Genomic DNA, 17,312 nt, shown 5'->3' with positions numbered 1-17,312 from the left:
CAGGCTGACGCGGAACACGACGACGGGCGACACAATGGACCCCATGTCACGGTTCTCGGTGGTCCCTTCCGGTGATGAGTCACCGGAGGGGGCCACCCGCCCAGTCCCCCTGGAGCAGCTGCTCCGCAGAGCGGCGACCGGCGACGAGACGGCGTTCGCAGAGCTCTACGACGCAGTCTCCTCCCGGCTCTTCGGTCTGGTCCGCAGCGTCGTGCGCGACCCCGCCCAGTCGGAGGAAGTGACCCAGGAGGTCTTCCTCGAGATCTGGCGGCACAGCGCACGCTTCGACCCGAGCAAGGGTGCAGCTCTCTCGTGGATGCTCACCATCGCTCACCGCAAGGCCGTCGACCGGGTCCGGTCGGCGGAGGCCTCCCGCAACCGCGACGAGGGATACGGCGCCAGCAACCAGGACGTCACCCACGACTCCACGGCCGAGGCCGTCGTCGAGCGTCTCGATGCGGAGCGGGTTCATCGGGCGTTAGAGACGCTCACACCGGTCCAACGGCAGGCCCTCGAACTGGCCTACCTCTCGGGATACACCCACACGGAGGTGGCCACGATGCTCGACCTGCCACTCGGGACCGCCAAGACACGCATCCGTGATGGACTGATCAGACTACGAGACACGTTGGGGGTGACACTGTGAGCGAGGACATCCACGCACTGTCCGGTGCCTACGCCGTGGACGCTCTCGACGACGTCGAGCGGGCCCGGTTCGAGCGACACCTCGCCGGCTGCCCGGCCTGCCGCGCCGAGGTCGACGGCCTCGTCGCCGCCGCCTCCGAGCTGTCGGTGCTCACCGAGGCCGCACCGCCGGCCTCGCTCCGCGCCAAGGTGCTCGCCGAGATCGCGACCGTCCGTCCGCTGCCGCCCCTCACGGCCCCGCAGGCGGAGTCGGGTGACGATGCCGTCACGTCGGCGCCGCCCGCCCCGTCCCAGCCCGCTGCCGAGGCCGCCCCGGCCGAGTCGCACGGCGACCAGGGCCGGCACGCCGACGAGCTCTCCGAGCGCCGCCGGTCCCGGTCGGCCCGCGGTCTCGCCCGCGGTTGGCGGGTCGTCGTCGCGGCCGCCACGGTCGCGGTGCTCGCCATGGGTGGTTTCACCGTCTGGCGCCAGATCGACAAGGACCCGTCGCGGGCCCTCGCCGACCAGGTGCTCGCCGCCCCGGACGCCACGCGCTACGGCGCACGGCTCGCCGGCGGCGCCACGGCCACCATCGTGCGCTCCACCTCGCTCCAGAAGGCCGTCATCGTCACCTCCGGCATGGCGCAGCCGCCGACGGGCAAGGTCTTCCAGCTCTGGCTGCAGGACGCGACCGGCCACATGACCTCCGCGGGGCTCATGCCCGGCGGTGGCGACCAGGTCGTCGTGCTGAGCGGCGACGCGAGCCACTCGAAGGGCGCCGGCATCACCGTCGAGCCCGCCGGTGGCTCCGACCAGCCGACCACCAACCCGATCGCCTTCGTGGCCTTCGCCTGAGGCGCAGGACCGCAACCGGTCGCCACGACGTCGGACGGTCCCGAGCTCGCTCCCGGCTTCCCCAGCTGGAGCTCGGGACCGCCCGACCTCGTGGGCGTGGAAGGGGTAGAACTTGCCGATCACGAGGCCGTGCCCGTGGCGCCCGCTCATCGCGCACCCACGGATGCCGGCTCGCGGGTCCCGGCCGCCTCCTCGGGCGCGTCGCGCATCCGCCACCACTGGCGGAGGCCGACGGCGCACAGGACGACGAAGCCGGCATACAGCACGGCGGTGAGCGTGAGCCCCTTGTGGAGGTAGAGGGGGCGTAGAGCACGTCGGCGGCGATCCACAGCACCCAGTTGCCGAACCACTTGAAGCTGAGCATGAGCTGCGCGACGAGGCTGAGGGAGGTGGTCAGCGCGTCCCACGTCGGCACGTCGGAGTCGGTGTGCCGGGTCAGCAGCGACCAGACGGCCCACGTGGCGCCGGCGACGAGGCGCCCGGCCCGCGCGGCCGGGCGCCTCGTCATACCCGGGGCTCCTCCAAAGAAGAAAAGTCTGCGAGGCTCTCAACCTGACGCGGTGTGCGCGACCTCTTAGGGGGTGACAGCGACATACCCACGACAGGGAGGCCCGGACGTGAACAGCGAAGCCGAAGCGGAGTTTCGCCGCTTCGTCGAGACGCGCTGGCAGCACCTGGTGCGCACCGCGGTGCTGCTGACCGGTGATCAGGGACGCGCCGAGGACCTCGTGCAGCAGACCTTGGTGATCGTGCACCGCAAGTGGCGAAGCATCGAACCCGGCGCCACCATGGCCTATGCCCGGGCCGTCCTGGCCAACCAGTCCGCCTCGTGGTGGCGGCGGCGCCGGCACCCCGAGGTGCTGATCGCCAGTCCCGGCGACGAGTTGCCGGGCTCGGCCCAGGCCGGCCGCGATGCGATGGCCCAGATCGATGCCCGCGACGAGCTGCTCCGGGCCCTGGCGACCCTGCCGCCGCGGATGCGGGCGGTGATCGTCCTGCGCTACTACGACGACCTCTCCGAGGCCGACACCGCCGAGGCTCTCGGCATCTCCGCCGGGTCCGTCAAGGCCCAGGCCTCCCGCGGGCTGGACCGCCTGCGCACCGCACTGACCACCCTCGAGACCGGGGAGCGAATCCGATGAACGCCACCAAGCACGATGACTTCGAAGCCCTGCTGCGCAGCGCGCTGGCCGACCGCGCCCAGACCGCCACGACCCTGCCCGATCCGTATGACCGCGTCACCGGTGCCGTGCGCCGCGACCGTCGTCGTCGCGCGGTCGTCGGCTCTGGCCTGGCGGCGGGGGCCCTGGCGCTGGCCATCGCCGTGGCGGGCCAGTTGCCCGGTGGCAGCACCGTCAACTCCGACCCGGCCGGGCGGTCCACGACCAGCCAGACCTCGGCTCCGGCCCAGGGCTCCCTGGCACCCATCTCCGCCTGGCCGGTTCGCGGCAACTTGGCGGGCGACAAGGCACTCATCTCGGCCGTCGAATCTCGTTTTGGGCGAGTGCTTTTCGCTGATGTGCACGATGGCAAGGCGATCGTCATCTCGGTGGCCGACCCGAACCAGACCGACCCGGTGGCCAGTGCCAAGTTCTCGGCATTCGTCGGCGACCCCGGCACTCCCTTCCCGGCGGACGGCGAGGACTTCGGCACGTGGGAGGTGTATGACGGGGTCCGCCCGACGCCCGCCGCGATCGCCTTCGCGGGCGCGGCAGATGCTCGCTCGAATCTGCTGGTCCTCGCTGCCCCCGGGACGAGCAGTGTCGACATCTCGACGATGGCCATTCCGGCGCCGGACGGCACGATCCAACGGCAGTGGCAGACGCTGCCCATGGCCGATGGCGTCTCCTGGTCCCGCACGGCCGACACCGGCGGTGAGACGGTGCGCTTCCGGGTGGGCACGGCATATGACGGGCCGGTGACGATCGAGGGCAAGCTGACCCGCGAGGTCACTCCCTTCTGCATGGGGTGCGCCACCGGTGAAGACGATGTGGTGACCTTCCGGCAGCGAGTCGCGTCGGCATACGGCTATGAGCTGGAGTCCTTGCAGGGCCAGATCACCTACAACGAGACGGTGCCGGTGGTGGACTTCCAGGACGGCACGGGTAATGCCACGCGCATCACCGTCGTCGATGTCGTCGAGCCAGGCGGGCGGCACTTCCGCGGCTATGTGGCGCGCACCGAAGGCAAGGAGCAGGGCACGGGCTCGCTCAGCGGCGGATCCGCATACCCCCTGAGCCCGAAGTGGAACGACAAGGCCCCGCTGGTCCTGGCCGGCGAGAACAACACGCAGGTCGTGATCGCCCCCGGTGCCGCGACGATCCGGTGGGAAGCCGGCGGCAGCCACGGGACCGAGCAGGTCAACGCCAAGGGGTATGCCGTCCTCCCCTCCCCCGCCGCCGGCCTGGCGGACCTTCGGGTGCTGACCTACGACGCCGCGGGCACCACGCTGGGCGAATACACCGAGGCGATCGACGGCGAGGTCATGGGTGACCCGCTCGACCTGCAGCCCTGAGGCGCCACGGGGGGCTTTGTAACCTCTGCTAACACCACTTAGTGAACTGTGCACACCCTGCAAGGTGTGCACAGTTCACTAACGTGTGCAAGGTTGGCGCGGCGCGGCCGTCAAGGGCGGTAGGCCACAACCTGCACAGCGTCCGGGACGAAGCCGGCCCCGCGGTAGAGATGCAGTGCGGGGTTGACGCTCTCGGTCACGATGACCCACCTGCTGGCCCCGCGCGCATTCGCCCAGGCACCTGCCTCCGCGAGCAGGTGCCGGGCGAGACCACGGCGCCGGTGGTCCAGATGGGTGCCCACCGCCTGATAGCGCGCCAGGCACGTGCAGAGCACGATCCCGAGGTATGCCGCGAGGTCGCCGTCCTCGGTGAAGGCACCAAACCACTGGGCAAGTCCCCGCTCCACCAGGTCCCGTCGGGTGGCTTGCTGGGCCACCAGGAAGGTCCGGTGCTCGTCCTCGGGGTAGCGCGCGTCGAGGCGATTCTCCCCCTCGTTCGCCGCGAGCAAGGCGCCCCAGTCCTCGGGGGTGAACGGCCGCGATGAATAGCCGACCGGCACCGGGACCTGATCCGGACAACAGTCCCGGATCAGCACCTCGTCTGTGCTGACGGCGAGCCCGAGGCGCCGATACGGCTCCCCCACCGGCAGGCGCGGCAGCCCGATCGCACGGTGGGAAGCTCCCGGGAAGGCGTGCGCGAAGGTCCGCGTCCAGCGCGCGGCGTCATCGGCCGTCTGCGGATCCGTGACCAGGACGAAATTGCCCCAGTGAAAGGTCGGATTGTGCGGCGACCGCACGATCAGGTGGTCGCCGTGGTCCTCGACCAGTGACCCGGCGTGCCGCAGGATCGCCAGATCCGTATGCCAGCCCGCCGAGAGATCGGGCAGTGGAGCCGTGGCTACTTCTTGCCCTGGTTCGCAACCGCCTCGGCGGCGGCCGCGGCGGCCTCCGGGTCGAGGTAGCGGCTGGGGCCGGTGGGCATGAAGTCCTCGCCGAGGTCGTAGACGAGCGGCATGCCGGTCGGAATGTTCAGGCCCGCGATGTCCTCATCCGAGATGCCGTCGAGATGCTTGACCAGGGCGCGCAGGCTGTTGCCGTGCGCGGTGACCAGCACCGTCTTGCCGTCGCGCAGGTCGGCCTGAATCTCGTTCTCCCAGTAGGGCATCATCCTCGGGATCACGTCGGCGAGGCATTCGGTCAACGGGACGTCGATCCCGGCATACCGCGGGTCGCTGGTCTGATCGAACTCGCTGCCCTGCTCGATCGGGGGCGGCGGGGTGTCGAAGGAGCGGCGCCACAACATGAACTGCTCGTCGCCATACTTCTCGCGGGTCGCCGCCTTGTCGAGGCCCTGCAGCGCGCCATAGTGGCGCTCATTCAGGCGCCAGGATCGGCGCACCGGAATCCAGTGCCGGTCGCAGGCGTCGAGTGCGAGATTGGCCGTCGTAATCGCGCGGCGCAGCACGGAGGTGTGGACGACATCGGGCAGCAGCCCCGAGTCCTTGATCAGCGCCCCGCCCCGCGCGGCCTCGGCGCGACCTTTGTCGGTCAGGTCGACATCGACCCAGCCGGTGAACAGATTCTTCTGGTTCCAATCGGACTCGCCGTGGCGCAGCAGGATCAGCGTGTAGGTCATGACTCCAGACTATCGACGCGGCGAGCGACCGTCAGCGGGTGTCCGGTTCGGCAGCGGCCGGGGCCGAGCCGTCATCGAGCAGGTGCCGGAAGGCCTCCAGATTGCGCATCGACTCGCCACGCGAAACCCGCCACGCCCACTCCTTTTTCATCGACGTGAGGAAGCCCAAGACAAGTAAGTCGTTGAAGGGCGCATCGGCCGCCTCCAGCACCACGCCAAAGAGCTGGTCGAGGTATGCCGCGTCCACTCCGTCCGTCGGGACCCGTCCAGTGACATAGACATCGCCGTCGCTGTCGATGGCATAGGCCAAGCCCGGCAGCCGCAGATTGCGTTGCAGCAGAAAGCGATAGACCGCGCCATGGTTCTCATCGGGATTGCGTATGACGAACGCCCGCGTGATCAGCTGGCCGCCGCTGAGCAGGAGGGAGACGACCGTGCGGAGCTTCTTCTCGCCGGGCAGGGTGACGACCCATTCATCAGGATTGACCCCGGGCTCCCATTCCAGGTCGAGCTCCGCCAGCACCTCCGGGATGAGTTCCTGAATCTCCTTCATGAGTCCGTCTCCTGGTCCTCTCGTGCCTGCTCGTAGACCTCGACCAAGTGATCCACCGTCCGCTCCCAACTGAATCCTCGTGCGTGCTCGATCGCCTTGCGTCCCAACGCATCCCGCGCGTCGGGGTCAGCGAGAAGCGCACCGATCGCGTCCGCCCAGGTATGCGGATCGTGCCCCTCGACGAGCACGCCCCCCGGCCCGACGGCGTCTGGAAGACCACCGACTGCGGCCGCCACAACCGGCGTGCCGCACGCTGCGGCTTCGATCGCGACCAGCCCGAACGACTCGTTGTAGGACGGCACGATAACCAGATCTGCAGCCCGGAACCATTGCGCGAGAACATCTCTCGCCACCGGCTCGCCGAAAATGACCCGGTGGCCGATGCCGAGGTCGTCGGCCAGCTGGCGCAGTCGCTCCGTCTGCCCTGCCCCCGTGCCGCTCTCACCGCCAAGGATGGCCACGCGAATCCGGCCGGAGAGGCCGTCGCCCCGCCCGATCAGCCGGGCTGCCGCGCGCACGAGGACATCGGGAGCCTTGAGCGGTTGGATCCGCCCAACGAACAATAAGAGCAAATCCTCTTGTGCCACAGCGACATTCCGGCGGGCGGTCGCACGGTCCCCCGGACTGAACAGGTCAAGGTCGACCCCGGGCGAGACGACGCGCACCCGGGCGGGGTCGGCGGCATACAAGCTGATCAACTCCTGCCGCTCTTGCTCCGTGTTCGCGACGAGAACGTCGGCGGCCCCGACGACCTGTTCTTCGCCGATCAGCCGCCCCGGCGGCTCGGCAATATCGTCGGCAGACAGGTAGGCGTTCTTGACCTTGGCCATGGTGTGCATCGTGTGAACCAGCGGCACGCGCCACCGATCGGAGACCAGCCAGCCGACCTGGCCCGAAAGCCAGTAGTGGCTGTGGATCACATCGAACCAGCCCTCCGGTGAGCGCGCGCCCTCACGCATGACTCCCGCCGCAAAGGCGCACAACTGGCCGGGCAGATCGGCCTTGGACAGGCCCTCGAAGGGCCCGGCCGGCACATGCCGCACGAGCACACCGGGGCTCGGGTGAAAGACCGGTTCCTGCGCGGATGTCGTTGCGCGCGTGAAGATTTCGACCTCGATCCCGCGCGCGGCCAAACGCTGGGCGGTCTCCGCGACATAGACGTTCATACCGCCGGCATCACCGGTCCCGGGCTGGGCGATCGGCGAGGTGTGCATGCTGATCAGGGCCACGCGTCGCAGCCCGCTCATCGCGTCGCTCCTGCGGCGAGAGCCTGCGCCGACTCCGCGACGGCGCGTCGGGTCATCAGCAAGGACGACTGCGACGACCAGACGTGGACATCGATGCGACCCGTCTCGCGCAGGTCGACGGCGCGGGGCACCTCGGCGGGTCGGATGCGGATGTCCGCGCCGCGCATGGACGTGAAATCCCCGCCGGGGACAGAGGCTTTCAGCCACCAGGCGCGGTTCTTCAGATTGCGTTCGGGCAGCGCCGGGGCGTAGCCGCGGATGTCGTAGTCCGTATTGAGGTGCCACACCAATGCGTCCGCGCCGGGAACATTCGCCGCGACATACACCCGATCCTCGGCGACGGAAATATCCAGGGTGAGGGGCCAGGAGTGGCCGCCCTCGTCATACACCGCCCCCGTGTAACGCGCCCGCGCGGCATCCGTCGCGACCGCATCGATCCGCACATTGCTGACGACCTGGGTGGTGTGCTCCACGCGTTTGCCGCCCGAACCGGTCACGGTCCCAGTCAGGAGCGAGATGGGCGCGCCGCGGATCACGGTGTTCATGAGCAGGCCGGAGCGGTCGCTGACGCGCAGGCCCGAGTCGTACAAGGTCACGCTGGCGCCGCCGGTCAGCGTAGCGATCCCACTCGCCGCTTCCTCGACGGTGAACAAGCCCGGGCGGGTGACATGCACCCCGCTGTCCTTGCCGATCAGGCCGGGCACCCACGCCATACCGGCGAGCGCAAGCACCCCCAGAACCGCGAGGGTGAAGGCGATCATGCTCTTGCTCACCTCACGCTCGCGCGCGCGACCGAACCACATAGTCCGGCCAGCCTATGCGTCCTTTCTAAGCTGTCGGGGTGCGCAGTTCACCCGTCGGCGCGATCACGCGCGGCACGACGAATCCCAACCGGCTGCGCCGCTGCGACCGCTGGTTGGCCGGGCCGCAGGCGTGGCGGCTGCGGCAGGCGAGCGCGCCGATCGTCGTGGATCTCGGGTATGGCGCGTCGCCGGTCACCGCCGTCGAGCTGCGGGATCGCTTGCGGCGGGTGCGTGCGGACGTCGAGGTGGTGGGGATCGAGATCGACCCGGTGCGGGTGGCGGCGGCACAGGCGCTCGCCGGACCGGGGCTGAGCTTTCGGCGCGGCGGCTTCGAGATCCCTTTGGATGGCGACGCCCGGCCGGTGATCGTGCGGGCCTTCAATGTGCTTCGTCAGTATGACGAGGCGACCGTCCCCGCCCACTGGGACCTAGTCCGCTCCCGGCTCGCGCCCGACGGACTGTTCGTGGACGGAACCTGCGACGAAATTGGCCGCCGTGCCGCGTGGGTGGCGCTGGAGCCCGCTGGCCCGGTGAGCCTGACGCTGTCCTGGCGGCTGCGCGGGTTGGAACGGCCTTCGGAGATCGCGGAGCGGCTGCCGAAAGCACTGATTCACCGCAATGTGGTGGGCGAGCCGGTGCACCGTCTGCTGACCGACCTCGACAGCGCATGGGCCCGCGCCGCGGGGCACGCGACCTATGGCGCCCGGCAGCGCTTCGTCGCGGCGGCCGCGACGATGCGCGAAGCCGGGTGGCCGCTGCGGCATCCCGAACGGTGGCGTCTGGGCGAACTCACCGTCGACTGGTCAGCTGTCGCGCCGGGTGGGGGCCACGGATGACTGACGACGGGGTGAGCGACGCAGAGGCGACCGGCCGCATGCCGGGTGCCGCGATCGTCCTGGCGGGCGGGCGCGCGTCGCGGATGGGCGAGGACAAGATTCTGGCCCCCCTTGGGCGCGACGAGGGCGACACCGTGCTCGGTCGAGTGCTCGCCGCCTGCGCGGGAATCACCGTGGTGCTGGTCGGGCCGCCGGACCTGGAGCGGGCGGTGCCAGCGGGTATGTCCGTGCGCCTGGTCCGTGAGGACCCACCCTTCGGCGGCCCGGTGGCCGGGCTCCGCGCGGCGCTTGAGGCCCTGCCTCCCGGTGACCGCCTTGTGGCCCTCCTGGCCGGCGACCAGCCTCACCTCGACGCCGCCGCACTGGCGGAGCTGACGGCCACTCTCATCGGCGCGATCGACGCTCCCCCTCCGTCGAGTTCGGGAAACACGCCGAGCGCGACCCCACAAACCGGGCGTGTTTCCCGAACTCGACGGGGTGGGGGTGCAGTGGAAAGTGCGGCATACCTCGCGGCGGAGGGGCACGTGCAGTTCTTGTGCGCGGTCTGGCACGAAGATGCCCTGCGCGCCCGAACCGCTACGGCGGGGGCCTCCATGCGCTCGGTGTATGCGGACGCCCGCGTCCTCCTCCTCCCCGACCCACGAGCCGTGGCCGCCGATGTCGACACCCCCGCGGACCTCGCCGCTGCGCGCCACCGCATCTCAGGCACCGGCGGCACTCCCTAATCCGCCAACCCACCCCAAACCCCACACGTCGAGTTCGGGAAACACGCCCACGAACGGGGCCCCACGTGGGCGTGTTTCCCGAACTCGACGGGGATCTCGGTGCTGCCACGCGCGTGACCGACACTCTTGAGTCAACATCCACAGGGTTATCCACAGCTTTGACCGGTCGGTGCCCCGGGTCGCGCGATGGCGGCCAGGGTGGACGCATGGACGATTACCTAGCCACCACGTCCGCCACATTCACGACCGGCGCACGCCACGAATTCCATGGGCCTTTCAGCCTGGCCCAAGCCCGAGCCGCCGGCATGACCGAACGTGAGTGGCGCGATCGAGCCCTGGTCCGCGCCACGCGCGGTGTCCGAGCGCCGCGCGAGGCCCACACTCTCCAGGAACGGGCCCGAGTCATGGCACTGGCCATACCCGAGCCCTTCGCCTTCTCTCACTCGACGGCCGCGCGATTGTGGGGATTGCCGCTGCCAGCGCCATATGAGAATGAGTTGACTCTGCATGTCCTGCGGGGTCGGGCCATTGAGCGCCTCGGGTGCACCGGACACGCTGGCCTGCCGTCGCGGCAGACGGCCCTTGTTCGTGGCTTGCCCGTGACAAGCCTGGCCGACACCTGGGTGGACCTCGGCGAATTGGCCGAGCCCGCACTCACCCGCGACGACTTGGTCGTCATCGGCGATGCGATTGCGCTGGCCCTGGACCGCGCCCTGGCACCTGTCGATGAGGACGATGACGCAGCATGGGCGGATTATGTGGCGGCGAGGTATGACGCCGAGCAAGCGACCTGGTCCCGTCGCGCCGCGGTCGGGATGGACGCCGAGCCCGCAGGCGTCACGACGATGCGGGAGGCGCGTGACCGGCGGGTGCGGCCGCGCGGCGCCGTCCTTCTGGACTCTGCCCTCGAGCGCGTGCGACCGCGCGTCCGCTCACCGCAAGAGACCAGGACACGCCTAATGTTCGTCGCCGCCGGCTTGCCCGAGCCGGAGACGGGAGCTCAAATCGGCACGCACTCGGGCTGGTGGGGGGGAGTTCGACTTGGCCTGGCGGCGCCAGAGGGTTGCCGTCGAATACCAGGGCGCTCCGCACGGCACCCTCGCCTCGCGTCGATCGGACCGCGCCAAGTTCCGGCTCGTCGAAGACGAAGGGTGGCTGGTGTTCGAAGTCTTTGCCCACGACCTTCGACCGGGCGTCCACCGTCGCGAACTGCTCGACCGCATCGGCCGGGCGCTCAAAGAGCGTGGCTGACTCTCGGTGCGAGGCGGCGTTCATCACCCGTCGAGTTCGGGAAACACGCCGACGACGGGGCCGCACACTCGGCGTGTTTCCCAAACTCGACGAAGGAGGCGAGGCGCAGGACTGGGCCTTGGGTCCGGATGCGGTGCTCCCGTCCGTATGTCGTGTTGGCGGCCTGAAGGGCTAGCCTCGGGCAGCGTGAGCCCTGCATCGCCTGCCCCCGCCGTCCTGACCGAAGCGCCCGTGCTCGCGTATGTCGACCGGGGCGGCTTCGTTGAGTCCGTGCACCGCGCCTCCGTGGTGGTCACCGCCCCCGACGGCTCGGTTGAGCGGGCCTGGGGCGATGTCGCGGCGCCGATCTTCCCGCGCTCCAGCAACAAGCCGCTGCAGGCACTGGCCATGGTGCGCGCGGGCTTGGATCTGCCGGATCACCTGCTCGCGCTGGCGTGCGCGAGCCATTCGGGGCTGGCATACCACCTGGACGGGGTGCGCGAGATCCTCGGCGGGGTGGGGCTGGATGAGGCCGCACTGCAGAACACCCCCGACCTGCCCTATGACGCCGCGGAACGCGAGCGAGTGCTGCGCGCGGGCGGGGCTCCGACATCGATCTTTCAGAACTGCTCGGGCAAGCACGCGGCGATGCTCGCCACCTGCCACGCGAATGGCTGGCCGATCGAGAGTTATCGCGATTCGTCGCACCCCCTGCAGGTGGCGATGGCGGCGACGATTGCGGATCTCGCCGGGGAGCCGGTTGCGGCGAGCGCCGTCGACGGCTGCGGTGCGCCGGTCATGGCGATCAGCCTGCGCGGGCTGGCGTGGGCCTTTGGCCGGCTGGCGAGCGCGGACCCCGCGACCCCGGAGGGTCGGGTCGGGCACGCGATGTCAGCGCACCCGGAGTATGTCGGCGGCGAGGGTCGCGATGTCACCGCGCTGATGGCCGGGACGCTCGGGGTGGTGGCCAAGGATGGCGCCGAGGCGGTGTATGCCGTGGGCCTGCCCGACGGGCGCGGCATCGCGCTCAAGGTCGCCGATGGTGGCCAGCGGGCGCGGCCGGTCATCCTCGCCGCCGTGCTGCGCTCCTTGGGCGTCTCGAGTTCGGCCTACGCCACGCTCGAGTACGCCCCGATCCTCGGGCATGGCGAGCCGGTGGGATCGGTCTACGCCGTCGGCATCTGATGCGCGTCGTCATTCAACGGGCCGACGGGGCGTCGGTTGTCGTTGCGGGGGAACGCATTTCGGGCTTCGTCGGACCCGGTCTCGTGGTGCTCGCCGGGGTAACGCACGGGGACGGACCCGCGGAGGTGGCCTTCTTGGCGCGCAAGATCGCCCAGTTGCGGATCCTGCGGGAGGAGCGCAGCGCCGAGGAACTGGGGGCGCCGGTCTTGCTGATCAGTCAGTTCACGCTCTATGCCGACACCCGCAAAGGCCGCCGGCCGTCCTGGAATGGCGCCGCCCCCGGGCTGGTCGCCGAGCCGCTGGTGGCCGAGTTGGGGCGGGCGCTCTCCGCATACGGCCTGCCCGTGCACGAGGGCGTCTTCGGCGCCGATATGGCCGTCTCGTTCACCAATGACGGCCCCGTGACAGTCTTGCTCGACTCGGCCGCCCCCTGACCGTCGACCCCTAAGCGCCACCCCTGACCCCCTCTGACGAGCTCCCCCACCCCGTCGAGTTCGGGAAACACGCCGAGAAAGCGGTCTGATCTTCGGCGTGTTTCCCGATCTCGACGTTTGTGATCGGCCGCCCAGAACCCAGACATGCGCGTGGGGCCCGGGGAGTGATCCTCCGGGCCCCACGGCGTTCAGGGTGTCAGCGGGTCAAGCCCGCGCGACGGGTGCTGCTCAGGCGCCGACCTTGGCGGTCGCGTCGGTGGCGGCCTTCTTGGTGGCGGCAGCGGACTTGCGAGCGCTGGTGGTCGCACCCTTGGCGGCGGTGCGGGTCTTGGCCGCGCTGTTCTTGGCCGTCGTGGTGGTGCGCTTGGCCGCGGTGCGGGTCTTCTTGACCGCGGTGGTGGCCTCGGCCTTGACCTGGGCGGCCTCGTCGGCGACGGAGTCACCGAGGACGCTGACGAACTTCGCGGCTTCCTTGCGACCGGTGGTGAAGGTGGCCTTGGCCTGCGCCTCGACGTCGTCGAAGGCCTTCTTGGCCTGGGTCAGGGCGCCCTCGGACAGGGCCAGGGTGCTCTTGGCCTGCTCGACGAGGTCCTTGGTGGACTTCTGGTTGCGGATCCGGTCGACGAGCTTCTCGCCGCGGGTGGCGAGCTCCTCGTAGGACTCCTGGAGCTTCTCGGCCAGCTCGCGAGCCTTGGCCGGCGCGTCCTGGGCCTCGGTCATGAACTTCGTCGCGAAGTCCGAGACCTTGCCCGGGAAGGCGGCGACATCGGTGCGGGTGGCGTCGGCGGTCTCGCCGGCCTTGAGGGTGACCTCGCGGACCTTCTCGATCGCCAGGTCGGTCATGCCGATGTAGGCGTACATGGGCGTGGTGCCCTCGGCGACGGCCTTGCGCAGGTCGAACTTCTTGGCGGTGGTGGTGGCCACTGTCATCCTTCTTTCGTGTTTGCCGCAGCGGGTGCGGCCTTGGTCTTGGGGGTGGGGCGCTTGCGTGGGGCACGCGGCGCCGGGGTCTTCGCGCTCGAAGCGGCGGGCTCCGAATCGCTCTGCGCGGCACCGACGAAGCTGTCGTAGATGTCGAGCAGGGTGCTCTTTTGCCGGCTGGTGAGCCGAGGGTCGGACTTGATGACCGCACGGGTGTCCGGGCCGGTCGGGCCACTGGCCTCGTCCGGATCGAGCAGTCCCGCACGGACATACAGGGACTCCGCGGAGACCTGCAGACCCTTTGCGAGCTGGTTGAGGATCTCGGCGCTCGGCTTCTTCAGGCCCCGCTCAATTTGCGAAAGGTAGGGGTTGGAGACGCCGGCGAGCTCCGAGAGCTGACGGACCGACAACCGCGCCCCCACGCGCTGTTCGCGCAGGTAGTCACCGAGGCCTTGGCCTAGGTCACCGAGCGGGTTGTTCTTCATGTCCACCATTATGCTTGCTCCAGTTAGCACTTTGCAAACTGGGGCATCCGTGACCTGCCTCACGCACGGCTTCGCCCCGTATGCTGCCCGCATGTTTCACGAGGTCCAGTCCTGGGTCCTGCTGGTGCTCGGCGTGGGCGCCCTGGGCCTCGAAGTCTTCGCGCTCATCGATGCCGTACGCCGCCGGCCGGATGCCTTCGTCGCCGCGGACAAGCGCACCAAGCAGCTGTGGACGATCGTCCTCGGCATCGCCACCGCGCTCGGTTTTGTGCTGCTCTTCAGCCCGCTGAACCTCTTTGGCTTGCTCGCCGTGGTCGCCGCCGCCGTCTATCTCACCGACGTCAAGCCGGCCCTCGACCAGGTCCAGGGCCGCGGCGATCGCCGCAATATGGGTCCCTACGGTCCCTGGTGACCCGATGGGTCGGGTGACGACGCGGGTCCCGGTCACGAAGATCCGGTATGCCGATGCCTCCCGCCCCGCCCCTCGCGCGGATGTCGTCGCTGTCGAGGAGCCCTTGGAGATCCGCGCGGCCGGACAGGTGCTCACCGTCACCATGCGCACCCCCGGCGCCGATGTCGATCTCGCGCATGGTTGGTTGCTCGCCGAGGGCCTGATCACCTCTGCCGCGGAGGTGCGGACCGCACGCTATTGCGCGGGCGCCGGCGAGACCGGCCCGGACGGGATCGCCCAGAACACCTACAACGTCCTCGACCTTGACCTCGCCGACCGCGCCCTCGCACGGCTCGACGGTCCCCTGGGTGCCGCGCAGCGACTTGGCGTGACCACCAGCGCCTGCGGAGTATGCGGATCGGCCTCCATCGACGCTCTCCGCGAGCGCCTGCCCACCGCTGGCTTTTCCCATGTGGCGCAACAGCTTTCGGTCGCTGCCGTGCCGTCGATGATCGACGCGCTCCGCGCCTCCCAAGCCACTTTCGGAAAGACCGGCGGGACACATGCGGCGGCCCTCTTTGACGACTCCGGCGTCCTGCGCGGCGCGGCCGAGGATGTCGGCCGCCACAACGCGGTCGACAAGGTCGTCGGCGGCGCCCTCGTCAGCGGCGCCGTGCCACCCCTCGGCGGGACGCTCGTCGTCAGCTCGCGGGCGTCCTACGAGGTGGTTCAGAAGGCGGCGATGGCCGGCATACCCGTCGTCATCTCGGTCTCGGCACCCAGCTCACTAGCGGTCGACGCCGCCACCACTCTCGGGATGACGCTGCTCGCCTTCGCCCGCGAGGATGGGGTCAATGTGTATGCCGGGGCGCACCGCCTGACCGACTGACCACCCCGCATACCTCTAGCAGAGCTCAGCGGCGTTTGACACCCAAGGCCTCGCGGGCCGCGGGCGTGGTCATCGGCGGTCGCTGCATCTCTGTCGCCAATCGCGCTGCGCGAGAGACGAGTTCGCTATTGTGCTGCACCGGCTGACCCTTGGCATACATGATGTTGTCCTCCATCCCGACGCGCAGATGCCCACCCGCCGAGAGAGCGGCGGCCATGATCGGCAGGTGGGCTCGACCGATGCCGGTGGCCGCCCAACTGGTCACCTCACGCGGAAGCATCCCGACACCCGCCATCAGCGCGGCGGTCGTGCCCGGCATACCTCCGGGCACATTGGTCACGAAGTCAACATGCACGATGCCGCCGAAGGGCAGCCCGTGCGTGTCGATCAGCCGCGCGAGCGCGGCGACATGGCCGAGGTCGAAGAGCTCGAACTCCGGCACGACCTCGCGCTCCTGCGCCTGGACATAGAGGTCGCTCATGAAGCCATAGGGGTTGAGGAAGACGTCATCGCCGAAATTCGTTGTGCCACAGGTCAAACTGCACGAGTCCGGCTCCGCGTCGAGCACGGTCAACCGCTGCTCCAGCGGATCGTGGACCGAACCGCCGGTGGAGAGCTGGATGATCAGGTCGGTCTCGGCGCGCACGGCGTCGACCGCCGCCTTGAGATATCCCCGGTCGAGGGTCGGCTGATGCTCCGCATCGCGGATGTGCAGGTGGATCATCGCGGCCCCGGCCGCCTCGCACGTGCGGGCCGTTTCGACAAGCTCCTCGAGGGTGGTGGGGAGTTGCGGGACGTCAGCCTTCGCGTGCTCGGCGCCGGTGGGTGCCACGGTGATCAGGGTGCTCATGACCCCATCATCGTGGCTCCCCGCCGGCGGCTCGAACCGGGCCCCCGCGTCAGGGCGTGACGATCGTGCTTTGCGCCGCACTGATATCCCCGGCGCGCAGCTCGGCATCCTCCGGGGTATTGCGCTTGATCATCGCGAGCGCAATCGGTCCATCCTCGTAATGCCGCGCCACGCTGGTCAGGTGGCCGATGGCACGCCCGTCCAGAGTGAGCTGGGTGCCGCGCTCCGGGAGGGTATGCCCGGAGCCATCAAGGTGCAGGAAGACCAGCCGGCGCGGGGGCCGACCCAAGTTGTGGACGCGCGCGATCGTCTCTTGCCCGCGATAGCAGCCCTTGTGCAGATGCACCGCCGTGCGCAGCCAATCCACCTCGTGCGGGATCGTGCGATGGTCGGTTTCGTAGCCCACCCGCGGCCGCCAATCCGCCACCCGCAAGGCCTCCGCGGCCCACATCCCGGCGAGCGCCCGATCCTCGACGGCCTTTTCCAGCTCAGCGCGCGGCACGATCAACTCGCGCCACGCGCGGCCGGCAGCGGGGTGCTCCGCGGGGCCGTATGCCGTGGTGTCCCCCACCAGATCCGGCCACGGATCGCGCCACGCCGCGACGCCCACGGGGTCACCGGGGGCGAACTCGCGCCCGACCGGCTCGCCCAGCACGGCATACGACGCCGTGACCAGGTCGACCTCGACCCGCAACATGAAACGCATCCTGTCCAGCCACTCGGCGAGCGCAACCCCGGTGCCCGGCTCGAGCGTGATCCACACGCGCTCGCCGTCGTCGACGAGATGTAGATCGTGCTCGATGTGACCCTTGGGTGACAGGACCAGCGACTCGCGGGAGGTCCACGGGGCCAGCCCGGTCAGGTGCTGGGTCGTCATGGAATGCAACCACGTCAGGCGATCCGGCCCGGTGATGGTGAGGACATCGCGATTCGACAGATCGACGGCAGCCAACCCCTCGATCAGCAGCCGCTGTTCGCGCAGCGGATCCCCGTAGTGCGCGGCGACGGTGGCATCCACCCCGTCACCCGCGACGGCCCCCGGCCGCCCCAGCAGGGGCGAGGGTGCGAGGGTGACGGGAGCGAACGGCATACAACCATCGTCGCAGACCAGACTGACAGGGCCCGCCCGGCAC

At 69.7% G+C, this 17,312-nt stretch carries 21 protein-coding genes and 1 pseudogene; 11 read left to right on the top strand and 11 right to left on the bottom strand.

Annotated features, from left to right (window positions below; genetic code table 11):
• Nucleotides 1–34 precede the first annotated feature (34 nt).
• Nucleotides 35–646 carry an ECF RNA polymerase sigma factor SigK gene (gene sigK, locus ABD225_RS14620; RefSeq protein ID WP_344086982.1) on the top strand — a complete coding sequence of 204 codons (612 nt, stop codon included), beginning with the start codon at nucleotides 35–37 and terminating at the stop codon, nucleotides 644–646.
• Nucleotides 643–1,479 carry an anti-sigma factor gene (locus ABD225_RS14615; protein ID WP_344086979.1) on the top strand — a complete coding sequence of 279 codons (837 nt, stop codon included), beginning with the start codon at nucleotides 643–645 and terminating at the stop codon, nucleotides 1,477–1,479. The genes sigK and ABD225_RS14615 overlap by 4 nt, the downstream gene beginning before the upstream one ends.
• A gap of 146 nt (nucleotides 1,480–1,625) precedes the next feature.
• Here ABD225_RS14615 and ABD225_RS14610 read toward each other — a convergent pair whose 3' ends face one another.
• Together ABD225_RS14610 and ABD225_RS18770 are read right to left on the bottom strand one after the other, a co-directional pair.
• Complete coding sequence (locus ABD225_RS14610) at nucleotides 1,626–1,829, bottom strand: hypothetical protein (protein ID WP_344086977.1); 204 nt, start codon at nucleotides 1,827–1,829, stop codon at nucleotides 1,626–1,628.
• 2 nt (nucleotides 1,830–1,831) lie between these two features.
• Nucleotides 1,832–1,987: pseudogene (locus ABD225_RS18770) on the bottom strand (nicotinamide mononucleotide transporter); the annotation flags it as partial.
• A gap of 109 nt (nucleotides 1,988–2,096) precedes the next feature.
• Here ABD225_RS18770 and ABD225_RS14605 point away from each other — a divergent pair.
• Together ABD225_RS14605 and ABD225_RS14600 are read left to right on the top strand one after the other, a co-directional pair.
• Complete coding sequence (locus ABD225_RS14605; protein ID WP_344086974.1) at nucleotides 2,097–2,621, top strand: SigE family RNA polymerase sigma factor; 525 nt, start codon at nucleotides 2,097–2,099, stop codon at nucleotides 2,619–2,621.
• Nucleotides 2,618–3,994, top strand: a complete 1,377-nt coding sequence (locus ABD225_RS14600; protein ID WP_344086971.1) for a hypothetical protein — start codon at nucleotides 2,618–2,620, stop codon at nucleotides 3,992–3,994. Before ABD225_RS14605 ends, ABD225_RS14600 begins: the two co-directional genes overlap by 4 nt.
• Nucleotides 3,995–4,104: 110 nt before the next feature.
• On the opposite strand, the gene ABD225_RS14595 is transcribed toward ABD225_RS14600, so the two are convergent.
• From ABD225_RS14595 to ABD225_RS14575, 5 genes are all read right to left on the bottom strand, one after another.
• Nucleotides 4,105–4,791 carry a GNAT family N-acetyltransferase gene (locus tag ABD225_RS14595; RefSeq protein ID WP_048546828.1) on the bottom strand — a complete coding sequence of 229 codons (687 nt, stop codon included), beginning with the start codon at nucleotides 4,789–4,791 and terminating at the stop codon, nucleotides 4,105–4,107.
• Between the two features lie 101 nt (nucleotides 4,792–4,892).
• Nucleotides 4,893–5,630, bottom strand: coding sequence for a phosphoglyceromutase (locus ABD225_RS14590; protein ID WP_344086965.1), 738 nt, complete (start codon nucleotides 5,628–5,630; stop codon nucleotides 4,893–4,895).
• A 31-nt stretch (nucleotides 5,631–5,661) separates the two neighbouring features.
• Entirely contained in the window at nucleotides 5,662–6,183 is a 522-nt protein-coding gene (locus ABD225_RS14585) for a type III secretion system chaperone family protein (RefSeq protein ID WP_344086962.1), read from the bottom strand.
• Nucleotides 6,180–7,430, bottom strand: a complete 1,251-nt coding sequence (gene mshA / locus ABD225_RS14580; RefSeq protein WP_344086959.1) for a D-inositol-3-phosphate glycosyltransferase — start codon at nucleotides 7,428–7,430, stop codon at nucleotides 6,180–6,182. The genes ABD225_RS14585 and mshA overlap by 4 nt, the downstream gene beginning before the upstream one ends.
• Nucleotides 7,427–8,233 (bottom strand): hypothetical protein, encoded by an 807-nt coding sequence (locus ABD225_RS14575; protein ID WP_344086956.1) that lies wholly within the window; start codon nucleotides 8,231–8,233, stop codon nucleotides 7,427–7,429. Before ABD225_RS14575 ends, mshA begins: the two co-directional genes overlap by 4 nt.
• A gap of 38 nt (nucleotides 8,234–8,271) precedes the next feature.
• On the opposite strand from ABD225_RS14575, the gene ABD225_RS14570 reads away from it, so the two are divergent.
• From ABD225_RS14570 to dtd, 5 genes are all read left to right on the top strand, one after another.
• Nucleotides 8,272–9,069, top strand: a complete 798-nt coding sequence (locus ABD225_RS14570) for a class I SAM-dependent methyltransferase (RefSeq protein WP_344086953.1) — start codon at nucleotides 8,272–8,274, stop codon at nucleotides 9,067–9,069.
• Nucleotides 9,066–9,794 (top strand): molybdenum cofactor guanylyltransferase, encoded by a 729-nt coding sequence (gene mobA, locus ABD225_RS14565; RefSeq protein WP_344086950.1) that lies wholly within the window; start codon nucleotides 9,066–9,068, stop codon nucleotides 9,792–9,794. Before ABD225_RS14570 ends, mobA begins: the two co-directional genes overlap by 4 nt.
• Nucleotides 9,795–10,835: 1,041 nt before the next feature.
• Entirely contained in the window at nucleotides 10,836–11,045 is a 210-nt protein-coding gene (locus tag ABD225_RS14560; protein WP_344086947.1) for a hypothetical protein, read from the top strand.
• A 186-nt stretch (nucleotides 11,046–11,231) separates the two neighbouring features.
• Nucleotides 11,232–12,209: an asparaginase gene (locus ABD225_RS14555; RefSeq protein WP_344086944.1), complete on the top strand. Its 978-nt coding sequence runs from the start codon at nucleotides 11,232–11,234 to the stop codon at nucleotides 12,207–12,209.
• Nucleotides 12,209–12,643 carry a D-aminoacyl-tRNA deacylase gene (gene dtd / locus ABD225_RS14550; RefSeq protein ID WP_344086941.1) on the top strand — a complete coding sequence of 145 codons (435 nt, stop codon included), beginning with the start codon at nucleotides 12,209–12,211 and terminating at the stop codon, nucleotides 12,641–12,643. The genes ABD225_RS14555 and dtd overlap by 1 nt, the downstream gene beginning before the upstream one ends.
• Before the next feature lie 228 nt (nucleotides 12,644–12,871).
• Here dtd and ABD225_RS14545 read toward each other — a convergent pair whose 3' ends face one another.
• Entirely contained in the window at nucleotides 12,872–13,573 is a 702-nt protein-coding gene (locus ABD225_RS14545) for a hypothetical protein (RefSeq protein WP_425564453.1), read from the bottom strand.
• Nucleotides 13,570–14,049 (bottom strand): helix-turn-helix domain-containing protein, encoded by a 480-nt coding sequence (locus ABD225_RS14540; protein WP_344086935.1) that lies wholly within the window; start codon nucleotides 14,047–14,049, stop codon nucleotides 13,570–13,572. The genes ABD225_RS14545 and ABD225_RS14540 overlap by 4 nt, the downstream gene beginning before the upstream one ends.
• A gap of 91 nt (nucleotides 14,050–14,140) precedes the next feature.
• Here ABD225_RS14540 and ABD225_RS14535 point away from each other — a divergent pair, with 91 nt between their 5' ends.
• Together ABD225_RS14535 and fdhD are read left to right on the top strand one after the other, a co-directional pair.
• Nucleotides 14,141–14,461: a DUF2516 family protein gene (locus ABD225_RS14535; protein ID WP_344086932.1), complete on the top strand. Its 321-nt coding sequence runs from the start codon at nucleotides 14,141–14,143 to the stop codon at nucleotides 14,459–14,461.
• Between the two features lie 4 nt (nucleotides 14,462–14,465).
• Nucleotides 14,466–15,329, top strand: coding sequence for a formate dehydrogenase accessory sulfurtransferase FdhD (fdhD, locus tag ABD225_RS14530; protein ID WP_344086929.1), 864 nt, complete (start codon nucleotides 14,466–14,468; stop codon nucleotides 15,327–15,329).
• Between the two features lie 25 nt (nucleotides 15,330–15,354).
• On the opposite strand, the gene ABD225_RS14525 is transcribed toward fdhD, so the two are convergent.
• Both ABD225_RS14525 and ygfZ read right to left on the bottom strand, forming a co-directional pair.
• Nucleotides 15,355–16,179 carry a beta-keto acid cleavage family enzyme gene (locus ABD225_RS14525; RefSeq protein ID WP_344086926.1) on the bottom strand — a complete coding sequence of 275 codons (825 nt, stop codon included), beginning with the start codon at nucleotides 16,177–16,179 and terminating at the stop codon, nucleotides 15,355–15,357.
• A 49-nt stretch (nucleotides 16,180–16,228) separates the two neighbouring features.
• A complete protein-coding gene (gene ygfZ, locus ABD225_RS14520) occupies nucleotides 16,229–17,269 on the bottom strand; it encodes a CAF17-like 4Fe-4S cluster assembly/insertion protein YgfZ (RefSeq protein ID WP_344086923.1) in 1,041 nt (346 codons plus the stop codon).
• Nucleotides 17,270–17,312 lie beyond the last annotated feature (43 nt).

The organism is Nostocoides veronense (assembly GCF_039531185.1).
Taxonomy (GTDB): Bacteria; Actinomycetota; Actinomycetes; order Actinomycetales; family Dermatophilaceae; genus Nostocoides_A; species Nostocoides_A veronense.
The sequence above is the reverse complement of the archived record's forward strand: the minus strand, read 5'-3'. Positions and strand labels throughout refer to the sequence as shown.